Annotated in this window: 21 protein-coding genes and 1 other RNA gene; 17 read left to right on the top strand and 5 right to left on the bottom strand. The window is 46.6% G+C overall.

Annotated elements, in window-relative coordinates; translation table 11 throughout:
- Positions 1-31 precede the first annotated feature (31 nt).
- The 12 genes from C2757_RS07945 (at position 32) to rnpB (ending at position 14012) form a co-directional block, all read left to right on the top strand.
- Entirely contained in the window at positions 32-3871 is a 3840-nt protein-coding gene (locus C2757_RS07945) for an FAD/FMN-binding oxidoreductase (RefSeq protein ID WP_215374118.1), read from the top strand.
- Complete coding sequence (locus C2757_RS07940; protein WP_215374115.1) at positions 3871-4257, top strand: gamma-butyrobetaine hydroxylase-like domain-containing protein; 387 nt, start codon at positions 3871-3873, stop codon at positions 4255-4257. The genes C2757_RS07945 and C2757_RS07940 overlap by 1 nt, the downstream gene beginning before the upstream one ends.
- A complete protein-coding gene (ubiE, locus tag C2757_RS07935; RefSeq protein WP_215374112.1) occupies positions 4257-5000 on the top strand; it encodes a bifunctional demethylmenaquinone methyltransferase/2-methoxy-6-polyprenyl-1,4-benzoquinol methylase UbiE in 744 nt (247 codons plus the stop codon). The genes C2757_RS07940 and ubiE overlap by 1 nt, the downstream gene beginning before the upstream one ends.
- A 68-nt stretch (positions 5001-5068) precedes the next feature.
- Entirely contained in the window at positions 5069-5980 is a 912-nt protein-coding gene (locus C2757_RS07930) for a Tim44 domain-containing protein (RefSeq protein WP_215374109.1), read from the top strand.
- Positions 5981-6033: 53 nt separating this feature from the next.
- Positions 6034-6654 (top strand): SCP2 domain-containing protein, encoded by a 621-nt coding sequence (locus C2757_RS07925; protein ID WP_215374107.1) that lies wholly within the window; start codon positions 6034-6036, stop codon positions 6652-6654.
- 3 nt (positions 6655-6657) lie between these two features.
- Positions 6658-8244 (top strand): ubiquinone biosynthesis regulatory protein kinase UbiB, encoded by a 1587-nt coding sequence (gene ubiB, locus C2757_RS07920; protein WP_215374105.1) that lies wholly within the window; start codon positions 6658-6660, stop codon positions 8242-8244.
- 52 nt (positions 8245-8296) lie between these two features.
- Complete coding sequence (locus tag C2757_RS07915) at positions 8297-8950, top strand: DUF502 domain-containing protein (protein WP_215374102.1); 654 nt, start codon at positions 8297-8299, stop codon at positions 8948-8950.
- Between the two features lie 16 nt (positions 8951-8966).
- Positions 8967-10766, top strand: coding sequence for an aspartate--tRNA ligase (aspS, locus tag C2757_RS07910; protein ID WP_215374100.1), 1800 nt, complete (start codon positions 8967-8969; stop codon positions 10764-10766).
- A gap of 20 nt (positions 10767-10786) precedes the next feature.
- The gene (gene nudB / locus C2757_RS07905; RefSeq protein ID WP_215374097.1) at positions 10787-11230 is read left to right on the top strand and encodes a dihydroneopterin triphosphate diphosphatase; all 444 of its coding nucleotides are present in this window, start codon (positions 10787-10789) and stop codon (positions 11228-11230) included.
- Positions 11231-11246: 16 nt separating this feature from the next.
- Complete coding sequence (locus C2757_RS07900; protein WP_215374094.1) at positions 11247-12587, top strand: glycerate kinase; 1341 nt, start codon at positions 11247-11249, stop codon at positions 12585-12587.
- A 1-nt stretch (position 12588) separates the two neighbouring features.
- Positions 12589-13647 (top strand): dihydroorotase, encoded by a 1059-nt coding sequence (gene pyrC, locus C2757_RS07895; protein WP_215374091.1) that lies wholly within the window; start codon positions 12589-12591, stop codon positions 13645-13647.
- A 58-nt stretch (positions 13648-13705) separates the two neighbouring features.
- Positions 13706-14012: RNase P RNA component class A (gene rnpB / locus C2757_RS07890), an RNA gene on the top strand.
- On the opposite strand, the gene C2757_RS07885 is transcribed toward rnpB, so the two are convergent.
- Positions 14013-14435 carry an OsmC family protein gene (locus tag C2757_RS07885; RefSeq protein ID WP_215374088.1) on the bottom strand — a complete coding sequence of 141 codons (423 nt, stop codon included), beginning with the start codon at positions 14433-14435 and terminating at the stop codon, positions 14013-14015. It lies immediately after the preceding RNA gene.
- A gap of 419 nt (positions 14436-14854) precedes the next feature.
- Between C2757_RS07885 and rplM the strand changes: the two genes are divergently transcribed.
- The 4 genes from rplM (at position 14855) to erpA (ending at position 17349) form a co-directional block, all read left to right on the top strand.
- The gene (rplM, locus tag C2757_RS07880; protein ID WP_011903721.1) at positions 14855-15283 is read left to right on the top strand and encodes a 50S ribosomal protein L13; all 429 of its coding nucleotides are present in this window, start codon (positions 14855-14857) and stop codon (positions 15281-15283) included.
- A gap of 9 nt (positions 15284-15292) precedes the next feature.
- Positions 15293-15694, top strand: a complete 402-nt coding sequence (gene rpsI / locus C2757_RS07875; RefSeq protein ID WP_071466175.1) for a 30S ribosomal protein S9 — start codon at positions 15293-15295, stop codon at positions 15692-15694.
- Positions 15695-15832: 138 nt separating this feature from the next.
- Positions 15833-16891, top strand: a complete 1059-nt coding sequence (gene argC / locus C2757_RS07870) for an N-acetyl-gamma-glutamyl-phosphate reductase (protein ID WP_215374085.1) — start codon at positions 15833-15835, stop codon at positions 16889-16891.
- 80 nt (positions 16892-16971) lie between these two features.
- Positions 16972-17349 carry an iron-sulfur cluster insertion protein ErpA gene (gene erpA / locus C2757_RS07865; RefSeq protein ID WP_215374082.1) on the top strand — a complete coding sequence of 126 codons (378 nt, stop codon included), beginning with the start codon at positions 16972-16974 and terminating at the stop codon, positions 17347-17349.
- A gap of 7 nt (positions 17350-17356) precedes the next feature.
- On the opposite strand, the gene C2757_RS07860 is transcribed toward erpA, so the two are convergent.
- Positions 17357-18484, bottom strand: coding sequence for an anhydro-N-acetylmuramic acid kinase (locus C2757_RS07860; RefSeq protein WP_215374079.1), 1128 nt, complete (start codon positions 18482-18484; stop codon positions 17357-17359).
- 76 nt (positions 18485-18560) lie between these two features.
- Between C2757_RS07860 and tyrS the strand changes: the two genes are divergently transcribed.
- On the top strand, positions 18561-19793 hold the full coding sequence (gene tyrS, locus C2757_RS07855; protein ID WP_215374077.1) for a tyrosine--tRNA ligase: 1233 nt from the start codon (positions 18561-18563) through the stop codon (positions 19791-19793).
- Positions 19794-19799: 6 nt separating this feature from the next.
- On the opposite strand, the gene ruvB is transcribed toward tyrS, so the two are convergent.
- From ruvB to ruvC, 3 genes are read right to left on the bottom strand one after another with little or no spacing between them, the layout of a single operon-like run.
- On the bottom strand, positions 19800-20870 hold the full coding sequence (gene ruvB / locus C2757_RS07850; RefSeq protein WP_215374074.1) for a Holliday junction branch migration DNA helicase RuvB: 1071 nt from the start codon (positions 20868-20870) through the stop codon (positions 19800-19802).
- A 27-nt stretch (positions 20871-20897) separates the two neighbouring features.
- Complete coding sequence (ruvA, locus tag C2757_RS07845; RefSeq protein ID WP_215374071.1) at positions 20898-21479, bottom strand: Holliday junction branch migration protein RuvA; 582 nt, start codon at positions 21477-21479, stop codon at positions 20898-20900.
- Positions 21480-21508: 29 nt separating this feature from the next.
- Positions 21509-22027 (bottom strand): crossover junction endodeoxyribonuclease RuvC, encoded by a 519-nt coding sequence (gene ruvC, locus C2757_RS07840; protein ID WP_215374069.1) that lies wholly within the window; start codon positions 22025-22027, stop codon positions 21509-21511.
- Positions 22028-22035 lie beyond the last annotated feature (8 nt).

Genomic DNA, 22035 nt, shown 5'->3' with positions numbered 1-22035 from the left:
ATTAAAATGCTTATTTACCAAATATGACGCTATGAATGCTCCATTAGCTTTGAACCAGTTGTTGGATGCTGAGGCGGGTTCTCCCCGTCTTCGTGAAATTCCTTACAACTACACCTCCTTTTCTGACCGAGAAATTGTGATTCGCCTGTTGGGCGAGGAGTCATGGCGCGTTTTGAATGACTTGCGGGGTGTGCGCCGGACTGGCCGTTCCGCTCGCATGTTGTTTGAAATCCTGGGAGATATCTGGGTCGTTCAGCGCAATCCTTTTTTGCAGGATGATTTGCTAGATAGCCCCCATCGTCGGAAACAATTGATTGACGCTTTATGGCATCGCTTGGGCGAAGTTAAAAAACGCAATAACGGTGACTCTGCAGAACAAGTTGAAATTTTATTAAGCGCCGCTTATCGCGCTATTGAAAATTTTGAGAACGGTTTTAAAGAGGTTGAGCAAATTCGTAAACGCGCTCGTAAAGAGTTGGGTCGTCACACTGCCAGCGATAACATTTGTTTTGATGGCGTTTCACGTGCTGCGCATGTAACGGATGCAACCGATTGGCGTGTGGAATTCCCACTAGTCGTTTTGAAGCCTGACTATGAATCTGAAATCCCCGGCCTTGTAAAAGCTTGTGTGGAATTGGGCCTCACAATTATTCCTCGTGGAGGCGGCACTGGATATACCGGTGGCGCAATTCCTCTGTATGCAATGTCTGCAGTCATTAATACTGAAAAATTACAGGATATTGGCGGAGTTCAATCGAAACGCCTACCGGGGCTGAACCATGAAGTCTCAACTATTTTTACCGGTGCAGGCGTCGTAACACGTCGTGTTTCTGATGCCGCAGAGCATGCAGGGCTGGTGTTTGCCGTTGACCCAACTTCTGCCGACGCAAGCTGCATTGGCGGCAATATTGCGATGAATGCCGGCGGTAAAAAAGCAGTTCTATGGGGAACTGCATTGGATAACCTTGCCAGCTGGCGCATGGTCGATCCAGAAGGAAATTGGTTGGATGTCGAGCGCCTTGATCACAATATGGGCAAGATCCATGATGTCGCAACTGTGCGTTTCCAACTCACTTGGTCAGATGGTAATAGTGAGCCAGGCCAACGTATTCTCAAAACAGAATTACTCGAAGTAGAGGGTAAGCGTTTTCGTAAAGAAGGTTTAGGTAAAGACGTTACAGATAAATTTTTATCTGGCTTACCTGGTGTTCAAAAAGAAGGTTGTGATGGTTTGATTACGAGTGCAACTTGGGTATTGCATCGTATGCCGAAATATATGCGTACAGTTTGCTTAGAGTTTTTTGGTCAAGCACGTGAAGCCATTCCAAGTATTGTTGAAATCAAAGCCTACCTAGACGGTTTGAGTAAACAAGGCGGCCCAATTCTGGCTGGTCTTGAGCATTTGGATGATCGTTACTTACGAGCAGTTGGCTACTCGACCAAATCTAAGCGAAATAGCTTGCCCAAGATGGTCTTGATTGGCGACATTGCTGGTGATGACGAAGAAGCTGTTGCTGCAGCTACAAGCGAAGTGGTGCGGATGGCGAACTTGCGCGTTGGCGAAGGTTTTGTTGCTGTGAGCGCAGAGGCACGCAAGAAATTTTGGTTAGATCGCGCACGTACAGCGGCTATCGCTCGCCACACCAATGCATTCAAGATCAATGAAGACGTTGTGATTCCTTTGCCGCGTATGGGCGAATACACCGATGGCATTGATCGCATCAATATTGAGCTATCTCTTAAGAATAAATTGCAAGTACTTGATGGCCTCGAATCGTTTTTGAAGAAGAGTGCGTTGCCGTTGGGCAAGAGCGATGAAGAGTATGAGATCCTTACTGCTGAAATCTTAGGTGATCGTGTTCAACAGGCCTTGGATTTAATCAGTAAGGTACGTACTCGTTGGGCTGAGTGGCTCACACAAATGGATACTTACTTCCCGAAGTTACAGAACTTCAGTCTACGTGCATCCTGGAAAGAGGAAGTGCGCGCCGAATTGCGCATTATTTTTGGTGGCTTGGCGTTTGAGCCAATTCTGGCTGAGCTCGAGGCCATTCATAAAAATATTCTGCGTAAGCGCGTATTCGTAGCCTTACACATGCACGCGGGTGATGGAAACGTTCACACCAATCTTCCCGTGAATTCTGATGACTATGAAATGTTGCAAGATGCACATCGGGCCGTAGACCGTATCATGAAATTGGCCCGCTCATTAGATGGCGTGATCTCTGGCGAGCACGGCATCGGTATTACGAAGCTAGAGTATTTGACCGAAGCTGAGTTAAAAGACTTCCGCAGCTACAAGAACCGGGTTGACCCAGAGGGCCGCTTCAATAAAGGTAAGTTGATGCCCCATGCTGACCTGAGTATGGCGTATACGCCAAGCTTTGGTTTGATGGGCCATGAGTCCATCATCATGCAACAAAGTGATATCGGTGCGATTGCTGATAGCGTGAAAGATTGCTTACGTTGTGGTAAGTGCAAACCGGTTTGTGCAACCCATGTACCGCGCGCAAACTTGCTTTACAGTCCGCGCGATAAGATCTTGGCAACCTCTCTGTTGATTGAAGCCTTCTTATATGAAGAGCAAACACGTCGCGGTGTTTCTATCCGTCATTGGGAAATGTTTGATGACGTTGCAGCACATTGCACGGTGTGTCATAAGTGTTTAACACCTTGCCCCGTCAAGATTGACTTTGGTGATGTGACGATGAACATGCGTAACTTATTGCGCAAGATGGGGCAACAACGCTTTAATCCTGGAACTGCTGCATCTATGTTCTTCTTGAATGCCACCAGCCCTGAAACAATTCATTTGGCTCGCAAGACCATGATTGGCTGGGGTTATAGCTTGCAGCGGCTTGGTAATGATGTTCTGCGGAAGTTTACCAAACAGCAAACCGCTCACCCACCTGCAACAGTAGGTAAGCCAAGCGTTAAAGAGCAGGTTATTTTCTTTGTGAATAAGAAGATGCCTGGCAATTTGCCAAAGAAAACTGCGCGTGCCCTCTTGGATATTGAGGATGCAAACTACGTACCGATCATTCGTGATCCAAAAACGACTTCTGCAGATACTGAGGCTGTGTTTTATTTCCCCGGTTGTGGCTCAGAGCGTTTGTTCTCTCAGGTTGGTTTAGCTACGCAAGCGATGTTATGGAACGTAGGAGTGCAAACCGTTCTACCCCCAGGTTATTTATGTTGTGGCTATCCACAGCGGGGTAATGGCGACTTTGATAAAGCGGAAAAGATGATTACGGATAACCGTGTGTTATTCCATCGTGTAGCCAATACTTTAAATTACTTAGATATCAAGACAGTCGTCGTATCTTGTGGCACTTGTTACGACCAATTGGCTGGGTACCAGTTTGACCAGATCTTCCCAGGCTGCCGCATCATTGATATTCATGAATTCTTGGCTGAGAAGGGCGTCAAGCTCTCTGGTGTAACGGGTGTGAAGTATATGTATCACGATCCTTGCCACTCCCCGATGAAACTGCAAGATCCATTGAAAACTGTAAATGAGTTGATTCAGCTTGAGGATGGTAAAGCGATTGCTAAAAATGATCGTTGCTGTGGTGAATCAGGCACGCTCGCAGTGACACGTCCAGACATTTCGACGCAAGTGCGCTTCCGCAAGCAAATTGAAATGGAAAAAGGCGCTAATGATTTGCGCAAAGGCGATTTCACAGGGGAAGTCAAGGTATTGACTAGTTGCCCATCTTGTTTGCAGGGCTTGACTCGTTTTGATGCTGATAGCGATACGACTGCTGATTACATCGTGGTGGAGATGGCACAAAAATTACTGGGTAAAGACTGGATGCAAGATTACGTTGCTAAAGCAAACCAAGGTGGCATTGAGAGGGTTCTCGTTTAATGATTCCAAGCAATATCGTTGTTCATCAACAATCTAAGGTGCTAGAGCTTTCTTACGAAGGTGGCCCTACATATCGTTTGCCATTTGAGTTGCTCAGAGTGGTTTCACCATCGGCTGAGGTGCAGGGTCATGGTCCAGGTCAAGAGACCTTGCAAACGGGTAAACGTGAGGTATTGATTTCTAGTCTTGAGCCTGTGGGGCATTACGCGTTGAAGCCCACCTTCTCTGATGGGCATGATTCTGGTTTGTATTCTTGGGAATATTTATATTTCTTATGTGAAAACCAAGAACAAGTCTGGCAAGAATATTTAGCCAAATTGGCAGCAGCAGGTCTTGATCGTGATGCGCCGATGACGCAAGCTGGCCATTCTTGTGGGAGTCACTAATGAGTAAAACCCACTTCGGCTATCAAAGCGTCGATGAGGCAGAAAAAGCGAGCAAGGTTGCTGAGGTCTTTCACTCAGTTGCCAGTAAATATGATGTGATGAATGACTTAATGTCATTTGGTTTGCACCGCGTTTGGAAAAAAATTACCATTGCACGCGCCAATGTTAGGCCTGGACAAAAGATTTTAGATATTGCGGGCGGCACTGGCGATCTTGCTGCTGCTTTCGCGAAAGCGGCTGATTGGGTGCACAACCCTGATGCGCAAGTATGGTTGAGTGATATCAATGCTTCTATGTTGGGGGTTGGTCGTGACCGCTTGTTAGACCGAGGCATGGCTCTGCCTTGTGTTCAATTTGATGCCGAAAAAATCCCTTTTCCAGCGAACCATTTTGATGTTGTGACTGTTGCATTTGGTTTGCGTAATATGACCCATAAAGATGTGGCCCTGGGGGAGATGTGTCGCGTCATCAAGCCAGGTGGGCGCGTTCTAGTTTTGGAGTTTTCTAAGCCTGATGACTTCTTGCAGCCCGTGTATGACGCATATTCATTTAAGGTATTGCCGTGGTTAGGCGAGAAGATTGCGCAAGACTCAGAAAGTTATCGATACTTGGCGGAATCTATTCGTATGCATCCTGATGCAGAGACTTTGAAAGAAATCATGTTGAGTGTTGGTTTTGATGAAGTAGAAACCCATAGAATGACTGGGGGCATCGTTGCCTTACATATTGGTATTAAATACTGATAGTTGTATAGTTTTTAAGCTCTTAAAAACTCAAGCTGTAAAGAAGTTATATGAAGGGGTAAATCACAATGAATAAGCATTTTTTCAAAGCAGTTCTCTTAAGCATGATCTTGGTGTTTGCATCTATTGGTCAGGCTGAAGCGGGTCGTTTAGGTGGCGGCCGAAGCTTTGGGCGCGCCCCAAGTGCGCCAATGCAACGTCAAGCGGCTCCTGTTCAAAAACCAGCTCAACAAGCACAACCAGCTACTCCAGCCCCAGCTCCTCAAGCACCGGCACCCAGTCGCTTTGGTGGAATGGGCGGAATCTTAGGTGGTTTAGCTGCGGGTTTAGGTATTGGTTATTTGCTTTCTCACTTTGGCTTAGGTGAAGCTGCCTCATCACTCATTACCGGTTTATTGATTGCGATGTTGGCTGGCTTTGTGATTATGTTTGTGATCAGAAAATTGCTCCCAGCAATGTCAGGTGCTGGCCAGAATGCCAATGTAGTGAACCCTGCAATGCAACGAAGCAATCTTGATCAGTCACCAAGACAAGAGCCGGCATTTAATCCGGCAGCGAATGCCTTTGGTGGAGTCAGTACTGAGCCTGAGCCATTTCAGTCTACTTTGCCACCCGGTTTTGATGAGCATACGTTTCTTGAAAATGCGAAGCAGTATTTCGTTACCCTGCAAAAAGCTTGGGATCAAGGTGATTTAGCATCTTTGCGTGAATTTACGACGCCTGAAATGTTTGCCACCATTCAGCAAGATCTGGCGGGAAGAATTGAGGCTTGTAACCAGACTGATGTTGTGACAATCAATGCGCGACTTCTAGGTATTGAGACGATTGATGCTCACTACTACTGCAGCGTGCAGTTTGGCGGCATGATTCGTGAACAGCAAAGCGCCCCAGCAAGCGATTTCTCTGAAATCTGGAATTTGAGTAAGCCTGTTGACGGCCCTGGCGGCTGGGTACTGGCGGGTATCTCTCAGTTGGTTTAAGCTTAAGGTACTTTCCATTGGAAAACCCGCACTAGTGCGGGTTTTTTACACTCATGAATAGCCATTTAACCTCTACCCATACTTTTGCCGCTGGCGCTGCATGCCGCGGGATTAATCATGTATTAGAAAGTGAGCCTTGGGCATTAGCTGAGTTAGCTAAGCATGCTGGGAAAACGATTCTGTTGAAATTACCTTTGGGAGATTTGGGTTTTGAGATTTCTTCGACGGGTTTACTAAATCCCCTGGAAGTGGTGAATGATCCTTCTTTAAGCCTAGAGGTTTCAACTAAAGCTCTTGGCGACCTGGCTGCAACTACTGGAAGTTTGCGTGAGCAAGCCTTCAAAGCAGTCAAAATTACCGGGGATGCTGACTTAGCTCAGTTATTGGGTCGTTTAGCCGGTCAGCTGCGCTGGGAGTACGAGGAAGATTTAGCGCGTCTGTTTGGGGATGCGCCTGCAAACTTTGCAGTTAGGCAGGGTAAGAAATTGGTTGCTGCTTCTCGTTCTGCCGCAGGTGATTTACTGGACAATATTGTCGAGTACGTGAGCGAAGAAAGAAAAGTACTTTTGAATAAACGAGACTTTATGGCCCATAAAGCCGTATTAAATGATTTGCGCGAATCGGTAGATCGGATCGAGAAGCGCATTCAACTACTAGAGCAGAAGGTGAAATAAATCGTGCGCCGCTTAGCTCGTCTCTGTTTTATATTCTTTACAGCCTGGCGTTATGGCTTATTGCCACTCTTGCGCGATATCCTCAAGCCTGGAGTGAGCAGGGGCCTATTAACAGTCGTCTGCTGGACTTCGCCCGGCGCCAGCTTGCCTAGGGGTGAGCGGATTCGTTTAACGCTTGAGGCACTAGGGCCAATCTTTGTTAAGTTTGGTCAGGTACTGTCAACACGACGCGATTTATTGCCAGAAGATATTGCTAATGAATTAGCGAAGCTACAAGATCAAGTGCCTCCATTCTCAAATGCAGAGTCACGTCGTTTAATCGAAGAAGCTCTTGGCAAACCTATTGAAGAAGTCTTTATCAGTTTTGATGCCACACCGGTAGCAAGCGCATCAGTGGCTCAGGTGCACTTCGGAATCTTGCGTGCAACTGAGAAGCATCCGGAGTGGGATCACAAAGCAGTCGCGATTAAAGTCTTGCGCCCTGGGATACTGCCGGTGATTGAGGGCGATTTGGCTTTAATGTATGACTTAGCCAAAGTCATTGAAAAGAGTTCTGAGGATGGACGCCGTTTAAAGCCGCGTGAGAATGTAGCTGAATTCGATACCTATTTACACGATGAGTTAGATCTCATGCGTGAGGCGGCGAATGCAAGTCAGATCCGTCGACATTTTGTAGATTCCAAAAAGTTGATGATTCCTGAAATGTATTGGGATCTCTGTTACACCAATGTGATTGTCATGGAAAGAATGTATGGCATTTCTATTGGGCGGACAGCCGAGCTACGTGCTGCTGGCGTTGATTTCAAAAAATTAGCGGCTGATGGTGTAGAAATATTCTTTACCCAAGTGTTTGAAGATGGTTTTTTCCATGCAGATATGCATCCCGGAAATATCATGATCAGCTTAGAGCCAGAAACCTTTGGCCGATTTATTTCTTTAGACTTTGGCATCGTGGGCGCTTTAAGTGAGTCTGATAAGAATTATTTAGCACTCAATTTCTTAGCGTTCTTTAATCGTGATTACCGCCGTGTAGCGGAGCTGCACATTGAGTCAGGATGGGTGCCAGCAAATACCAGGGTAGAGGAATTAGAAGGGGCTGTGCGCTCTGTATGTGAGCCTTACTTTGATCGTCCGCTAAAAGAAATTTCCCTGGGCATTGTCTTGATGCGACTCTTTCAGACCTCGCGTCGCTTTAAAGTAGAGATTCAGCCGCAACTCACTTTATTGCAAAAGACCTTGTTAAATGTCGAAGGACTTGCACGTCAGCTAGATCCCGATTTGGATTTATGGAAAACCGCCAAACCGATCCTCGAAAAATGGATTAGTAAACAGTTGGGTTGGCGTGGGTTAATCGATTCCCTAAAAGATGAGGCTCCTGCCTGGGCCAAGATCTTGCCGACTTTGCCTCGTCTAATTGCGGATGCTCTAACTCAGGCCAATCATCAAGCAAAAGATCAAACTGGTGAGTTGGAGGTCTTAAAGGCGCTTTTGCTTGAAGAACGGCGTACCCGTCGCTTGGTCGTGGGCGCTTTGCTCTTTGCTGGTGGATTTTTGGCCGGAATTTTGATCATTAGCCTAGGTATTTATTAGGCTTTCGCTGTTTCGCTCCTAAACCGCTAAAATAGCGGGCTAGGCAGAACACATGAAAAAATACTTTATTGCAGGCATCCTCGTTTGGGCACCATTGTCAATTACCGTTTGGGTAATTGCATGGGGCTTGGGCTTGCTCGACGGCGTATTTGGTTCAGTAATGCACGCCATTATTGTGGTTCTTCCGCAAGACGCTGCGCGAGACCTCCAGCATTTCCGAGATCTTCCCGGCGTTGGCATCTTGATCGTGATTGCAGTCATATTGTTGACTGGTCTACTGGCAATTAATTTTGCTGGTCAGTGGTGGTTAAAGGTCTGGGATAAGTTTGTTAATCGCATTCCGATTGTGCGCTCAATTTACTCAAGCGTTCAGCAAGTTTCATCCACTTTATTTTCTGGAAGCGGTCAAGCCTTTAGCAAGGCCCTGCTGATTCGTTACCCTCACGCTGATTCTTGGGCAATCGCTTTTCAAACGGGTGTACCCGCTAGAGAAGTGACTACTAAATTGGGCGAAGACTATGTCAATGTATTTTTGCCTACAACTCCTAACCCAACCTCTGGATTTTTCATGATCGTGCCACGTGCACAAACGATTGAATTGGAGATGAGTGTTGAGGAAGCATTGAAGCATATTGTTTCAATGGGCTCGGTACCACCCAATAGTTCTAGCGGTATGACTGCAACCCAGTCACCACACCATTTTTGATTTTTAGGAAATTGTTATGTCGATGCGAAGCCATACCTGCGGTCAGGTAACCGATTCACTGATAGGAAAAGAAGTTACCCTTTCTGGATGGGTTAATCGCCGTCGTGATCATGGGGGCGTGATCTTTATTGACTTACGTGACCGCGAAGGCTTTGTTCAAGTGGTTTGCGATCCAGATCGTCCAGAGATGTTTGCGCTCGCTGAACAAGTAAGAAGTGAATACTGTATCCAGATTAAAGGCCTTGTACGTGCACGTCCTGCAGGCACTGAAAACACAGATTTAGTGAGTGGAAAAGTAGAAATACTTTGCCATAGCTTGGTTATCTTAAATGCTTCTGTGACTCCACCATTTCAGATTGATGATGAGAATCTATCCGAGACTACGCGCTTGACTCACCGTGTCTTAGATTTACGTCGTCCACAAATGCAAAAGAATTTGCGTTTGCGTTACAACGTTGCCATGGAGTGCCGCCGCTATTTAGATGATGCCGGCTTCATTGATATTGAAACGCCAATGTTGACCAAAAGCACACCAGAGGGCGCGCGCGATTATTTGGTTCCCTCACGCGTGCATGATGGTCAGTTCTTTGCATTGCCGCAATCTCCACAACTCTTTAAGCAACTGTTAATGGTGGCAGGTTTCGATCGCTACTATCAAATCACTAAATGCTTCCGAGATGAAGATTTACGTGCAGATCGTCAACCTGAATTTACGCAGATCGACTGTGAAACTGCTTTTTTAAGTGAATTAGAAATTCGTGAGCTGTTTGAAAACATGATCCGCCATATTTTCAAGAAAACCATGAATGTCGAGTTGCCCAATCCATTTCCAACTATGCCTTACTCTGAAGGTATGGCGCGCTTTGGCTCTGATAAGCCCGATTTGCGTGTGAACTTTGAGTTCACTGAATTAACGGATTTGATGAAGGATGTAGATTTCAAGGTGTTTTCAGGCGCTGCCAATCAAGAAGGTGGCCGCGTAGTAGGTTTGTGCGTGCCAGGCGGCGCAGAGATTAGTCGTAGTGAAATCGACGACTACACTCAGTTTGTCAGCATCTACGGCGCTAAGGGTTTAGCTTGGATCAAGGTGAATTCCGTTGCTGAAGGTCGCAATGGATTGCAATCTCCGATCGTTAAGAATTTGCATGATGCAGCAATTGAAGGCATCTTGAAGCGCACGGGTGCAAAAGATGGCGACATCATTTTCTTTGGCGCTGATAAAGAAAAAGTTGTGAACGATGCGATTGGCAATTTACGTTTGCGCATCGGCCTTTCTACTTGGGGTAAAGAGCATGGACTCTTTACTGAAGGCTGGAAGCCATTATGGGTAGTTGACTTCCCGATGTTTGATTACGATGAAGGTGAGGCGCGTTGGGTAGCTTGCCATCATCCGTTTACCAGCCCTAAAGATGAGCATATGCAGTATCTGGAATCTGATCCAGGAAAATGTTTGGCTAAAGCCTATGACATGGTTTTAAACGGTAGCGAGATCGGCGGTGGCTCTGTACGTATTCACCAAGAAGCGGTACAAAGCCAAGTTTTCCGTGCTTTGAAGATCGGCCCTGAAGAAGCGCAAGCGAAGTTTGGATTCTTGCTAGATGCTCTTCAGTATGGCGCACCTCCACACGGCGGCATTGCATTTGGTTTGGATCGCATCGTCACGATGATGACTGGTGCTGAATCAATTCGTGATGTGATTGCCTTCCCTAAAACACAACGTGCACAATGTTTGTTAACTCAGGCTCCTAGCCCAGTAGATGAGCGTCAGTTGCGCGAGCTGCATATTCGTTTGCGTCAGGCTGCGCCTGCGGCATAAGCAAAAAACAACATCCCATCTTGAAAATCCCTATCTCGGTTTTAGTTCTGATCTATAAATCGAATAGGGATGTTTTATTGATAGAGCGTGCTGATAGAAAAGGTTTCTGGCAGTCTGTCACGGGCAGTTTAGATGCTCCGGATGAAAATCTTGAATTAGCAGCTACCCGGGAGGTATTTGAAGAGACTGGTATCGCAGTCAACCAATTACCTGAGGATGCCCTTCAAAATATGCACCATCAGATTGAGTATGAGATCTATCCTGAGTGGCGCTTCCGTTACGGCCCTGGCGTTACAAGAAATACTGAGCATTGGTTTGCGCTACAGGTACCCGATAATATCCAAATCATGCTCTCTCCAAGAGAGCATGTGGCATATGAGTGGCTTCCCTTTGAGCTGGCTGCCAATAAATGTTTTTCTCCTAGTAACGGCGATGCGATTCTGAAATGGTTTTCTCGAAAATAGCACTTAGAATAGATTGATGCAGCAATCTCCCTATACCGTATCGACAGAAGCAATTCTGAAAAAGGCCTTTGCTGCCGCAGTTGCTGTGGCTGATCCACAATTGATTGTTCCGCAACACTTGGCAAAAATATTCCCACCTGGCCAAGAACCAAAGGGAAAATGTTTAGTAGTCGGCGCTGGTAAAGCCAGTGCTTCAATGGCAAGCGCTGTAGAGGCCTATGCCAATACCCACTGGCCCCAAGTAAAAATTGAGGGGGTGGTATTAACGCGCTATGGCCATGCTGCTCCAACAAGCAAGATACAAATCGTAGAAGCAGGTCATCCTGTTCCAGATCAGGCGGGCATGGATGGAGCGAAAGCAATATACGCCTTAACTAATCAATTGGGGCAGAACGATCTTTTGATTTGCCTAGTTTCTGGTGGAGGGTCTAGCCTATTAACTTTGCCTCAAGAGGGTATCTCAATTGAGGATATGCGCAAGACTACTGAGGCACTTTTGCGCAGTGGTGCTCCGATTGAAGAAATGAATGTGGTGCGTAAGCACCTATCTGCTATTTTGGGTGGTAATTTAGCTCGGGTAGCGATTGCCCGTGGCGCCCGTGTTGAGGCTTTATTGATTTCTGATGTGACAGGTGACGCTCCTGCAGATATTGCTAGTGGACCGTGCGCTGCCGATTATTCGACCTACTTGGACGCAATAACTATTCTTGAAAAATACCATTTAGGGAAAAATGAAATTCCTTCCTCGGTACTGAGTCATCTTGCGCAAGGACTTGCAGGAAACAAGCCCGAAACACTTAAAGATATCGACTTAGTTAATGCTCAAGTGGCTAATCATGTGATCGCTACAGCCTATAAAAGTTTAGAGGCTGCTGCCGACTATGTTCTTAGTCAAGGTTATGAGCCTATCCTTTTAGGGGATACGATTACTGGCGAGGCTCAGGAAGTTGGTGTTTCACAAGCACGCTTGGCTCGAGAACATTTAGCAAAAGGGCTTCCGAAGCCGGTAGCCATTATTTCTGGTGGTGAGTGCACTGTAACGATACCCCAGGGAGTGAAAGGGCGAGGCGGTCGTTGCAGCGAATACCTTCTTTCGCTATTTGCTGCAAGCGTTGATATGCCGGATCTAGCAGCGCTGGCTGCGGATACTGATGGTATTGATGGTAGCGAAAAGAATGCAGGGGCCTGGTTTACAAGCGACATTCGTAAAGTAAGTCAGAACAAAGGAATGGAGCCTGATTCATTCTTAGAGGGCCATGATTGTTATGGTTTCTTTGCAGAATTGGGTGCTTTGGTGGAAACTGGCCCTACACTGACGAATGTGAATGATTTCCGTATCATCTTGCTGAATAAATAATATGTCCAATAGTCCTACACACCTCGAATTAATCCAACCAGATGACTGGCATCTGCATATTCGTGATGGCGAGGTCATGAAGGATGTATTGGCAGATACTGCGCGTCAGTTTGCGCGCGCCATCATCATGCCGAACTTAAAGCCCCCAGTGACCACTGTTGACTTGGCTAAGGCCTATCAATCTCGTATTGAATCCAATCTCAAGTCTTTAGGGATCACCAGCTTTACACCACTGATGACTTTGTATCTCACTGATAACACTACTGCGGAAGAAGTGAAGAAGGCTAAAGCGGCAGGGATTGTAGGATTTAAGTTGTACCCTGCAGGTGCCACCACGAATAGTGATGCTGGTGTCAGCGATATCAAGCACTGCTATAAAGCTTTGGAGGCGATGCAAGCTGCAGGCATGCCTCTCTTGGTGCATGGTGAAGTGACTCATGCTGAAATCGACATCTTTGATCGTGAAGCAGTATTTATAGATAGGGTGCTTGCGCCACTACGAAAAGATTTTCCTGAACTCAAGATTGTGTTTGAACACATTACCACCAAGCAAGCAGCGCACTACGTTCGTGATGCAGCGAGTGGTGGAAACAATGCGATTGCCGCTACGATTACTCCCCAACATTTACTCATGAATCGTAATGCGATTTTTGCTGGTGGTATTCGTCCACACAATTATTGCTTGCCAGTACTTAAACGTGAAGAGCACCGCCTTGCATTATTAGAAGCTGCTACTAGCGGCAACCCCCGTTTCTTTTTAGGTACCGATAGCGCACCGCATGCTAAGGGCGCTAAAGAAGCGGCCTGTGGTTGTGCTGGTTGCTATAGCGCATTCAATGCCTTGGGTTTATATGCTGAAGCGTTTGAAAGCGTTGGAAAATTACATCAGTTAGAAGGTTTTGCCAGTCTCTTTGGCCCTGATTTTTACTCTTTGCCCCGCAATAGTAAAAAAATTACTCTTTCTAAAACAGCACAAAGTATTCCCGCTGAATTGCCTTTAGGTGACACTACGATCGTTCCCTTACGTGCAGGCGAGACCATTGCTTGGTCACTGCTTTAAATACGCCCCCACTGTTTTTACAAGCCAATTTGCTCTGACTGCGTTAGACTGCAGGCGCAGAGTCAATTGGGCAATCGCCGCCTCTTTATTGAGGGGGAGGAAAGTCCGGACTCCATAGGGAAGGGTGATGGCTAACGGCCATCCACGGCGACGTGAGGAATAGGGCCACAGAGACGAGCGTATTTAGTTACGGTGAAACGCGGTAACCTCCACCTGGAGCAATCCCAAGTAAGCAGGCGATGAGGCGTCCCGCTGAGTCTGCGGGTAGGGAGCTTGAGCCGTCAGGTAACTGCCGGCCTAGAGGAATGATTGCCCCTAGATGCAAATCTAGGCGACAGAATCCGGCTTATCGATTGGCTCTGCACTTATTCAGAAATGACTTCGACGCTGTAAGTCAGTTCAGCTGTTTTAGCCAGCATAGTGGTCGCAGAGCAGTATTTGTCATGAGAAAGTTTGACAGCGCGATCTACCTTGGCTTGATCAAGATCCTTGCCTTTGACCGTGAAGTGCAAATTGATCTTGGTAAAAACTTTAGGGTCTTCGGTAGCTCTTTCAGCCTGCAGGGTGACTTCGCAAGCGCTAATCGCTTGCCGAGCCCTTTGTAGGATTAAAACCACATCAAATGCGGAGCAGCCCCCTGCTCCCGCTAATAGGAGCTCCATGGGCCGTGGGGCTAGGTTTTTGCCGCCCGCTTCTGGGGCCCCATCCATGTTCACTAAATGGCCGCTGCCGGTTTCGGCTGAAAAAGCCATGCCACCATTACCCAACCAACTTACTCGACATTCCATATTAGTGATCCCTAACTTACTAAATTAATCAATATTATCAATAGTTTACCAATCTTTAGAGGAAAGGTATGGGACCTCAATTTGGCTAAAAAACATCAAAAACTTGATTCCAGTCAATTTTCTTGCATTGCACAATAAATCTTGTGTAGAATAACCATATTGGTAGTCAGTCTTATACAAGACTGCGACTTACCTCCCAGTGTCTCCTCCACCCAAACATCGGTGGATTCCAGCCCAGGACTAGTTCCTGGGTTTTTTTTGGGTTACAATTCAAGGCTTTACTGAATTACCGAGCCGGTCAGCGGTAATTTGTCGTACCAGTTGAATTGCAGAATCTGCGAGCTTGCAAACATAAGCAGGGCCAAGGTGGACGTAGTTTGGTTGGGGTAATTTTTTTGACCATAACAATTTGAGAAATCATGAAAACTTTTTCTGCAAAATCCCATGAGGTAGTGCATGAATGGTTCGTGATTGACGCTACGGACAAAGTCCTCGGTCGTGTCGCCAGTGAAGTGGCACTCCGTCTACGCGGCAAGCACAAGCCTGAATACACCCCACACGTTGATACTGGCGACTTTATTGTTGTCATCAACTCTTCTAAGCTCCGTGTCACTGGCACAAAAGGCTTGAACAAAATTTATTACCGTCACAGCGGATACCCAGGCGGTATTAGCTCGACCAACTTCGACAAGATGCAAGATCGTTTCCCAGGTCGCGCTTTGGAGAAGGCTGTGAAGGGTATGTTGCCAAAAGGCCCACTAGGCTATGCCATGATCAAGAAATTAAAAGTCTACGGCGACGCCAATCATCCGCATGCGGCTCAACAGCCAAAAGCGTTAGAGATTTAAGGAACCCAAATGGCTATTAATTACGGAAATTGGAATTACGGTACTGGTCGTCGCAAGAGTTCTGTGGCGCGTGTATTTATTAAATCTGGCAAAGGTGAAATCATTGTTAATGGTAAACCTATCGATGCCTATTTTGCTCGTGAAACATCACGCATGATTGCTCGTCAGCCTTTGGCTCTCACAGCGCATTTAACGACCTTTGATATCAAAGTAAACGTTTCTGGTGGCGGTGAAACTGGCCAAGCTGGTGCAGTTCGTCATGGTGTGACTCGTGCATTGATCGACTACGACAACGCTTTGAAGCCAACTCTGTCTAAAGCAGGTTTGGTGACTCGCGATGCTCGTGAAGTTGAGCGTAAAAAAGTTGGTTTGCACGGCGCGCGTCGTCGCAAGCAGTTCAGCAAGCGCTAATTTCTTTCAGTCGCTATTGTTTTATCGAAAGGGTCGCGCAAGCGGCCCTTTTTGTTTCTACAATTGGGTAAATTGTAAGAATCTTGTATTAATCTCTACAAGTTGAAGTAATCACTAGGAAGTATTTTGGAGAAAGACATGATTAAGGTTGGCATCGTTGGTGGTACTGGATATACCGGAGTGGAGTTGCTACGTCTATTAGCGCAGCATCCCGAGGTAAAAATTGTTGCTATCACTTCTCGTACAGAAGCTGGCATGCCAGTTGCTGAGATGTTCCCATCCTTGCGTGGTCGGGTTAATCTTCAATTTACGACGCCAGATGAAGCTAAGTTAAATGAATGCGATGTTGTGTTCTTTGCGACTCCGCATGGTGTTGCGATGGCGCAAGCGAAAGAATTACTCGCAAATAATGTGAAGATTTTGGATCTTGCGGCAGACTTCCGTTTGAAGGACGTGCAAGAGTTTGCCAAATGGTACGGCATGGAACATAGCTGCCCAGACATTCTGGCAGAGGCGGTGTATGGTTTGGCCGAGATCAATCGTGAGGCCATTAAAAAGGCGCGAGTTGTTGGGTTGGCAGGTTGTTACCCAACCTCTGTTCAGCTGGGACTTGCACCACTTCTCTCTCCTAAGTCGACTGGAGGTAAAGATTTGATCGATGGGATGCACATCATCTCTGACTCTAAGTCTGGGACTTCTGGTGCAGGACGCAAGGCAGAAATTGGAACGCTACTTTCAGAATCCAGCGATAACTTCAAGGCTTATGGCGTTAAGGGCCATCGTCATCTCCCTGAAATTGTCCAAGGCTTAAAGGCTATTGCGGGTCACGATCGGATTGGTTTGACATTCGTGCCTCACTTAACTCCGATGATTAGAGGTATTCATTCAACGCTATACGTGCGTTTAACAGATGCAGGTAAAGAGGTTGATTACCAAAAGCTCTATGAAAACTTCTACCAGGATGAGCCCTTTGTGGATGTAATGCCTGCTGGCAGTCATCCCGAAACACGTTCAGTGCGCGGTAGTAATGGTATGCGTATCGCTATCCATCGTCCTGGTGGCGGCGACACTTTGGTTATTTTGGTGGTAGAGGACAATTTGGTGAAGGGCGCTTCAGGCCAGGGCGTGCAGTGTATGAACCTCATGTTTGGCTTGCCTGAAACCACCGGCTTAACCCAGATTGCGGTTTCCCCATAACTGGCGGATTAATAACCCTTCAGCAAGCTAGACATTAAAAGCCTAAAATGGGACATTGCCTTTTGAATTAGGAGTAAATCATGACTGAATTAGCTACAACACAGCCCGTACAGGATTTAGCTGAGCCACCAACCCCTTTGGTGTTTACGGATGCTGCTGCTGCCAAAGTGGCTGACCTGATTGCTGAAGAAGGCAATCCAGAGTTGAAGTTGCGTGTATTCGTTCAGGGCGGTGGATGCTCAGGCTTTCAATACGGCTTCACATTTGATGATGCTGTGAATGAAGATGACACTCTCTTTGAAAAGAATGGCGTTACTTTATTGGTCGATTCAATGAGCTTTCAGTATTTGGTGGGCGCTGAGATTGACTATAAAGAAGATATCAATGGTTCACAGTTCGTGATTAAGAATCCAAATGCCACTACTACTTGTGGTTGCGGATCTTCTTTCTCCGCATAACAATTCACTACGCAGGATAGCAAGCGCCCAAAATTCTAGGGCCCCTCGCTCCCGTCACGGCTGGCAAATTTGCTGGCCGTTTTTCTTTATACGCCCATGCAAGCCATGCAAAGGCTAGGCCTTCAACGAGTTGAGGATCAATTCCTGCTGTATCACTTGAAGTGATTTCCAAGGGTTTTTTGAAAAGACTCTGCGCTTTTACCTTAAATAAATTCATCAAAGCCCGATTGTATGCACCCCCTCCACAGATAATTAACTTCTGGGTTTGCGGGGCGTGCTGCTCTAAAGCTTCTAGTGCTGCGTGAGCGGTTAAGTGCAATAAGGTAGCCTGCACATCTTCAGCATGAGGATTTTCTTTACCCAATTTTTCTTTTAGCCACTCCAGATGAAAGTCATCTCGACCAGTACTTTTTGGCGGAGCTTTTTTAAAGAATGGATCAGCCAACATTTTTATTAGTAATTCTTGATTCACTTTTCCTTGGGTTGCCCAATTGCCATTCTCATCAAAAGCGTTACCTTGATGTTCATATATCCAGGCATCCATCAGCATATTTCCAGGGCCACAGTCAAATCCTGTGACATCACCGCTTGTCGGAAGTAGCGTGAGATTAGCGATACCACCAATATTGAGAATAGCGAGATTTTCGGTGGACTTAAATTGCTGCGCATGAAATGCGGGAACTAGGGGTGCACCATGACCACCAGCAGCCAAGTCTCTACTTCTAAAATCTGCAATCACATCAATTCCGGTTTTCTCAGCCAAGAGTGCGGCATTCAGGGTTTGATGTGTGTAAGCCAGCTCGCCGAGATGGGGTTGGTGGCGAATCGTTTGACCATGAGCGCCAATAGCTGCGATATCTGAGGTAAGTAAATTGGCTTTTTCGAGGAGTTGGTTTACTGCCTGTGAATAGGCTAAGGCTAAAGCATTGCCCGCTTGCTTTTCTCGGTGCAGCTCATTTGGACCGGGGGTTTGGAGTTCAAAGAGGGCTTTTCGAAGTCCAGGCGCAAAGGGCGTGCTTACCGCCTCAAGAGCTTTGGTTTCGCCCTTAGGTCCAATCTTCGCCAAAACAGCATCTATCCCATCTAGGCTGGTGCCAGACATCAGGCCAATGTAAAGAGAATGCGGATTGTTCATAGGGTTCTCAGGAATGCGACAATTATGCTTTAGCAATTTAAATACTAATTTAACTGAAACAGTTAAGCGAATCAGCATGACGGCTAAACCAGAACAAAAATATCCTTTAACCCCCGAAGTCTTTGCAGCGCTAGAAGTGACTAAGCGTGGCTGTGATGAGCTTTTAGTGGAGGCTGATTGGGTCCAAAAGCTTGCTCGTAGTCAGGCTACTAAGACCCCTTTGCGGATTAAATTGGGTTTAGATCCTACTGCGCCCGATATTCATTTGGGGCATACGGTTGTTTTGAATAAATTACGTCAGCTTCAAGATTTAGGGCATACGGTTATTTTCTTGATCGGTGACTTCACCAGCATGATTGGCGATCCATCTGGCCGTAATGCCACTCGCCCCCCATTGACTGCAGAAGAAATTGCCGTGAATGCCGAGACCTACTATCGACAAGCCAGCATGGTGCTTGATCCATCCAAAACCGAAGTGCGTTACAACAGTGAATGGTGTGACCCATTGGGTGCGCGTGGCATGATTCAGCTTGCAGCAAAACATACTGTTGCCCGAATGTTAGAGCGTGACGATTTTACAAAGCGCTATCGCAATGGTGTACCGATTTCTATTCATGAATTTTTATACCCATTGATGCAAGGCTATGACTCTGTAGCCCTCAAAAGTGATTTAGAGCTTGGTGGTACAGATCAAAAATTTAATCTTCTGGTTGGGCGTGAGCTCCAGCGGGAATATGGCCAAGAGCCACAATGCATTTTGACCATGCCCCTCTTGGTTGGGCTCGATGGCGTGGAGAAGATGAGTAAGTCCAAGGGCAATTACATTGGCATCAGCGAAGCGCCTGGAGAGATGTTTGGCAAACTGTTAAGCATCTCGGATGATTTGATGTGGGATTACTTTACATTGCTCTCATTTAGACCACTTTCAGAAATTGATTTAATGAAGCAAGAAGTCGCTACTGGCCGTAATCCAAAAGATTGCAAGGTGCTGCTTGCCCAAGAAATCGTAGCGCGCTTTCATTCTCAGGCTGCTGCTGAAAAAGCATTAGAAGATTTCAATCATCGTGCTAAGGGCGGCGTACCCGATGAGATTCCGGAGGTAAGTCTTGCTGGTGCTCCGATGGCTATTGCAAGTCTCTTAAAGGCTGCTGGTTTAGCTCCATCCACATCCGAAGCGATGCGGAATATTGAGCAAAATGGTGTGAAGATTGATGGCGCAACCTTGTCAGATAAGCAAGCTAAGATTGAAGCAGGAATCTACGTTGTGCAGGTCGGCAAACGTAAGTTTGCAAAAGTGACACTGAGCTGATTAGGCCTACAGGTCTAAGCTGGCATTGCCACTCGGCGGTGTTAAGCCGAAGTGTTCGTATGCCTGACGAGTTGCTACTCGTCCTCTCGAGGTTCTTTGTAGATAACCCTGTTGAATCAGGTAGGGTTCCAAAACATCCTCAATAGTGTCGCGTTCTTCGCCAATTGCTGCGGCTAAGTTATCAATACCAACTGGTCCACCGTCGAACTTATGCATGATGGCTTCGAGTAGCTTTCTATCCATCACATCAAATCCGCTTGGATCCACATCTAACATTTTTAATGCAGCATCAGCCATGGCTTTGGTAATGGTGCCGGTACCCTTGACTTCAGCGTAGTCCCGTACACGGCGTAACAGGCGATTGGCAATCCGTGGTGTGCCACGTGCACGCTTAGCAATTTCTACTGAACCCTCTGGATCAATGCTTGCTTTGAGCAGGCTTGCTGAGCGATTGATAATCTTGGTCAACTCTTCTGTGGTGTAGAACTCAAGTCTTGCCACAATACCAAAGCGATCGCGTAAAGGGTTGGTCAGCATTCCGGCGCGTGTGGTTGCACCAATCAAGGTAAATGGTTTGAGATCAATCTTGACGCTACGCGCTGCAGGACCTTCACCAATCATGATATCTAGGCTGTAATCCTCTAACGCGGGATACAGAATTTCTTCAACGACTGGTGAAAGACGATGTATCTCATCAATAAAAAGCACATCATTTGCTTCTAGATTCGTTAATAAGGCTGCTAGGTCACCTGGTCTATCAAGCACAGGGCCACTAGTCTGGCGCAAATTGACACCAAGTTCTCTAGCGATGATGTGAGCAAGCGTGGTTTTACCAAGTCCTGGAGGCCCAAAGAGGAGAACATGGTCAAGAGCTTCTTGCCTTGCTCTGGTAGCGCTAATAAAAATTTCTAATTGAGCGCGAGCTTTGGTTTGCCCCACATACTCATCAAGCTGTTTAGGACGAAGTGCTTTTTCAAAAACAGCTTCGGCATTACCTGCGGCACCACTAACGATGCGATCATTACCCTCAGGTAAATCTTCAGGAATAGAGTTGAGATCGTCAGTATGAATTGCCATGCTGCAAGTGTAGTGCTGTTTAGCTAATTAGGCTTTAGATAGATACTTCAGGCCCATCCGAATACCATCAGAAACTGTACTGTCAGGTGGAATTTGTTTAAGTGCCAAGAGCGCTTCTTTTTCTGAGTAACCAAGGGCCAAGAGCGCTTGCAACACTTCACTGCTTGCCTCGATCGCCTGTGGCTTGCCATTGGCGATTCCTAAATCAGGGGCAAGCTTTCCTTTGAGTTCCAAGCAAAGCCGTTCAGCAGTCTTTTTCCCAATGCCAGGAACTTGAGTGAGGCGATCAGCTTCTTGTAGAGCAATTGCCTGTGCCAACTCATTCACGCTCATACCTGACAGAATGGCTAAAGCAGTTCTCGAGCCGACACCACTAATTTTAATCAGTTGTCTAAACGCCTCACGCTCAACTTCAGTGGCAAAGCCAAAAAGTTGCTGTGCATCCTCTCGGACTTGGAAGTGGGTGAGGAGAGTAATTTTTTGATTTACTTCCGGCAGTTGATACAAGGTGCTCATGGGCACATCAATTTCATAGCCAACCCCTTGGCAGTCGACTAAAAGCCTAGGGGGGTGAACTGAGACGAGAGTACCTTGAATGCGACCAATCATATGAAGATCTTAACCTGTGATGTGTATTTTTACTTACTACGCTTCTTGCTTGCGAGTGCGGTGGTGATCGCCTTAGGAATTTGCGCATGATGAGCAGCACAAATTGCCACGCCTAAGGCATCCGACGCATCCGTTCCAGGAGCACGATTTAAGCGTAGTAATCTTTTGACCATCTCTTGAACTTGAGGCTTAGCTGCCCTACCTGTTCCCACAATTGCCTGTTTGACTCGTAATGCGCTGTATTCAGCAACTGGTAACTTGGCTGAGACTAATGCTGCAATCACTGCGCCTCTCGCCTGGCCAAGCATCAGAGTAGAGCGCGGATTGACGTTTAAAAAAACCTCTTCAATAGCCGCAGACCCCGGTTGGTAAGTATCTAAAACTTCTATTACCCCGCTATAGAGCGCACCTAAGCGCTCAGGCAACCCTTTAGCAGGGTCCCCGCTCTCAATGGTTCCAGAAGCTACATAGGTCAGTTTTTGACCGTCGACATCAATGATGCCAAAACCAGTAGTACGTAATCCTGGGTCAATTCCAATCCAGCGCATGTGCTCTT

Origin of the sequence: Polynucleobacter sp. MWH-Svant-W18 (assembly GCF_018687495.1) — a bacterium.
In the GTDB taxonomy this organism is placed as follows: domain Bacteria; phylum Pseudomonadota; class Gammaproteobacteria; order Burkholderiales; family Burkholderiaceae; genus Polynucleobacter.
This window is presented reverse-complemented; position numbering and strand designations above follow the sequence as displayed.